This window comes from Candidatus Aquicultor sp. (assembly GCF_054640775.1).
In genome coordinates this window covers 1-2779 of sequence record NZ_JBTSLF010000303.1, presented here as the reverse complement: position 1 = coordinate 2779, position 2779 = coordinate 1, and the positions used below count along the sequence as shown (strand labels likewise).

Annotated in this window: 1 protein-coding gene and 1 pseudogene; both read right to left on the bottom strand. The window is 62.4% G+C overall.

Annotated features, from left to right (window positions below):
* Positions 1–256 precede the first annotated feature (256 nt).
* The gene (locus ACYC56_RS14485; protein WP_461374879.1) at positions 257–2482 is read right to left on the bottom strand and encodes a bifunctional DNA primase/polymerase; all 2226 of its coding nucleotides are present in this window, start codon (positions 2480–2482) and stop codon (positions 257–259) included.
* Positions 2479–2779 (bottom strand): annotated as a pseudogene (locus ACYC56_RS14480) (hypothetical protein); the annotation flags it as partial. The gene ACYC56_RS14485 and the pseudogene ACYC56_RS14480, both read right to left, overlap by 4 nt.

The following is a 2779-nucleotide window of genomic DNA, read 5'->3' as shown; positions in this document are numbered from 1 at the left end:
AGACGATCGCTGCCGACCCACTGGGACGCCTGTTCCATGGTCCGAAAATGTCACGTTTCTCCTTTCACCCCACCCTAGCGCATACGCGTGTGTACGCGTGTTTTTGCGCGTGCATGGGGGTACGGGTGAAAGGAGGGAAAGGAGAAGAGAGAGAGTTGTTTTTCTTGTATATTCTTGCGTTTTCACCTTTCACCCTCGTTTCTCTCGTTTCACCTTCCAGCTACCTCTCATGGGGTGCGTCCAACGGGTTCACGTTTCACCCTGCACCACACGATTCACCCCGTAAGCGATAGGCTCGATGCGGCGTGCCGGCACGGGCCACGACGATCGTCTCCACGTCGCCCTGTTGCTCGAGCGTCGTGATGAGTTCCGCGAAGCCCTTCGCGTCCATCTTCATCCGTTTGAGCAGCACGCTGTGAGCCAGTTGATGGCCCTGTGCCTCCCGCAGCTTTCGAAGCGCATGGAGGCATTCGGCGTGAAACGGATTCTCCGCGACGTGATTGTTGGCCATGAACAGCATGCGGCGCGTCTGGTGCATGACGAATCGCACCGCCCACTCCACCGCATCGCGTCCGATCTCCGGAGCCCTGGCGTTCTGGCTCACGGCGTGGAGTAGCGCCAGCTTGCGAGTCTGTTCGCTGACGCGTCCCCACACGGTGGTCCCCACCGCATCGCTGTCGATCTCGGCGCGCTCGTACTCGGCTTCCGCTTCGAGGCGCGCATCGATCAGCCGCTGTCGAGCAGCGGGCGTGTGGGGCACGACAACCGGTTTCGGATGCCAATTCTGGAGATTGCCCGCACCCGGACGAAAGTCGTGCCACCACTGGGCTGTCTCCAAGATTCGCGTGGGAATGTCTTCAATCTGCGGCTCCTGGCCCGATCCGCGTTTACCGCACTCCAGGATGATCATGCGGGCGAAGAAGCCGTTGGTGAGCATGCGTTCGGACAGGGCTTCGTAGTAGTGATTGGGGATCGCTGTGCCGAAGATCACCAGCGACGGTTGATCGATCGCGCCCGGCAATTCCCGCCCCGCCTTGCGCCGCATGGGAAACACACTGTTAGCGCTCGAATAGAGCGTGAGCAGCGTGGACATGATGTTCTCGTGCCGGGCGTCGCGGGACCGGTTGATCGATTGCAGCAGCCCGTCGATTTCGTCGGTCTGGAACAACATGCTGGGCGAGAGGAACAGCGCATCCTGGATCCCTTCGCCGCTCGCGAATCGTTCCCCCAGGCCATCGGCCGCGCCGATCTCGTGCAGGATGCGCGTATTGACCTTACGCGGCCAGTCCTTGCCGGCCGCGGAATGGGCGAGCCCAAGCAAGTACAGATTTGTGCGATTGTCACCAGCATCCCGGACCTTCCGGCCCGCCAGAAACGCCTGCAGTGCGAGTGCGCCGCAGAAGGCCATGACCTGGTTGGGGTATGGCGCTGTGGCCAAGCAGTAGTCCATCACCTCGGAGACGAACCCGGGCATACGTAACAGCTCGTCCGGTAGTGGACCTGGATCACCGGCGAGTGGCTTCACCGGTTCCGTGTCCACTGGGCCAAGCATCAGCAAACCCGAGAGATCCACCGGTGGCCCATCGGCACCGAACCCATCGGATCGCAGCGCGCGGGCGGCGGCCACGAAATCGCCGCCATGTTCGAGCAGCGTGTAGACAGTGAAGGGCGCGTACGCACGATTGGGCTCAAACGGATCGGCGTTGCCGCTGAAGACGTAGAACACGCGATCCTTGAGCGTGGCTGATGACCCCGAGCTCTTGCCGGGCCGGCGCCAGTATTCGTTCTCACCCGTCTTGACCAACGTCCAGCCATGCCTGACGAGCACCGCACGCACATCACCGCGCTCGTTGAAGTCGTCACCGGGCCGTCCGTCGATCGCATGTGACGACGTCGGCTGTGGGACCGGCGCGGGGGTATGCTCATTGAGTTCCCAGGCGGCCTCGAGCAATAGCTGTCGATCCGCTGCCGATAGCTGTTGGATAGCTGTCAGTGTTCCCTGCTCGAGCGTGTATCCAGGCGTGGGTGCGCACAGGAAGAGCCCGCCTTCGCCACGCGTTTCGATCAGTGTCACAAGCTGATTGTCGCGCAGGCCTGAGGCGAGCTTCATATTGCCGCTCACGGACTCGGCGCAGCGATAGATGACATGCTTGCCGCCCGATTGGCTCGTTTCCACGACCAGGTTTTGCCGGAGCGGTGGTGGTATTCGTTCGCGCCAGGCCGCATAGCGATCGCCGCCGTGATCGAAGTCCAGCACTTCCAGGTTGCCGCTGACAGCGCCCGTGACGATGCAAAGTCCGTCCGTGCTAACCGAAAACCACTCGCGGATCTGTCGCTCGGTCGGCAGCCGCTGCTGAAACGCTTTCCAGCCCGATAGCGCGGGCCGTTTCTGCTGCCGCAGCGCCGGCAACACGCACAGGCCGGCGTCCAAGTAGGCCAAGGCGGCGTCCAACATCGATGTTCCGCTGGCGCTGGTGGTCAAAACGGAACCTCCTCATCGTCATATCTCGGTTCCGTCCCTGCCTCGCACGGCTCGGGGAGTGGGCCCAACTCGTAGTCGATGATCCGGTCGAACTGCTCGCCCGACACACTGCGGACGGTGATCGCTAAGGCCTGGGCCAATGCGCCCCCATCGATGCGGGCGAGCGCTTCAGCCACCGTGTCGGGTACGGGGTCGGGCGAGCGGAGTTTCCACCACGCGATCGCCTTCTGCCGGGCGTATCCTTGGTGTTCGAAACAGATCCACTCCGATTTGTAGGCGTGCCATCCCACGCAGTAA